We start from the raw sequence: 1,061 nt of genomic DNA on the forward strand, positions 1-1,061 counted from the left end.
TGGATTCGTCCAGGCGAAGCTGAGAACTTAAGCGCCAGTAAACGGCGGTGGTAACTATAACCATCCTAAGGTAGCGAAATTCCTTGTCGGGTAAGTTCCGACCTGCACGAATGGCGTAACGACTTCTCGACTGTCTCAACCATAGGCCCGGTGAAATTGCACTACGAGTAAAGATGCTCGTTTCGCGCAGCAGGACGGAAAGACCCCGGGACCTTTACTATAGCTTGATATTGGTGTTCGGTTCGGCTTGTGTAGGATAGGTGGGAGACTGTGAAGCTCAAGCGCCAGCTTGGGTGGAGTCGTCGTTGAAATACCACTCTGGTCGTGCTGGATGTCTAACCTGGGTCCGTGATCCGGATCAGGGACAGTGTCTGGTGGGTAGTTTAACTGGGGCGGTTGCCTCCTAAAGGGTAACGGAGGCGCCCAAAGGTTCCCTCAGCCTGGTTGGCAATCAGGTGTTGAGTGTAAGTGCACAAGGGAGCTTGACTGTGAGACCGACGGGTCGAGCAGGGACGAAAGTCGGGACTAGTGATCCGGCGGTGGCTTGTGGAAGCGCCGTCGCTCAACGGATAAAAGGTACCCCGGGGATAACAGGCTGATCTTCCCCAAGAGTCCATATCGACGGGATGGTTTGGCACCTCGATGTCGGCTCGTCGCATCCTGGGGCTGGAGTCGGTCCCAAGGGTTGGGCTGTTCGCCCATTAAAGCGGTACGCGAGCTGGGTTTAGAACGTCGTGAGACAGTTCGGTCCCTATCCGCTGTGCGCGTAGGAGTCTTGAGAAGGGCTGTCCCTAGTACGAGAGGACCGGGACGGACGAACCTCTGGTGTGCCAGTTGTCCTGCCAAGGGCATGGCTGGTTGGCTACGTTCGGGAGGGATAACCGCTGAAAGCATCTAAGCGGGAAGCCTGCTTCGAGATGAGGACTCCCACCCACTTGATGGGGTAAGGCTCCCAGTAGACGACTGGGTTGATAGGCCAGGTGTGGAAGACCGGTAACGGTTGGAGCTGACTGGTACTAATAGGCCGAGGGCTTGTCCTCAGTTGCTCGCGTCCACTGTGT

Annotated in this window: 1 rRNA gene; it reads left to right on the forward strand. The window is 56.5% G+C overall.

Annotated elements, in window-relative coordinates:
- Positions 1 to 1,040, forward strand: a 23S ribosomal RNA gene (locus LE181_RS31315); the annotation flags it as partial.
- Between the last annotated feature and the right edge of the window lie 21 nt (positions 1,041 to 1,061).

It is taken from the genome of Streptomyces sichuanensis, assembly GCF_020328095.1.
GTDB classification, from domain to species: Bacteria; Actinomycetota; Actinomycetes; order Streptomycetales; family Streptomycetaceae; genus Streptomyces; species Streptomyces cinnamoneus.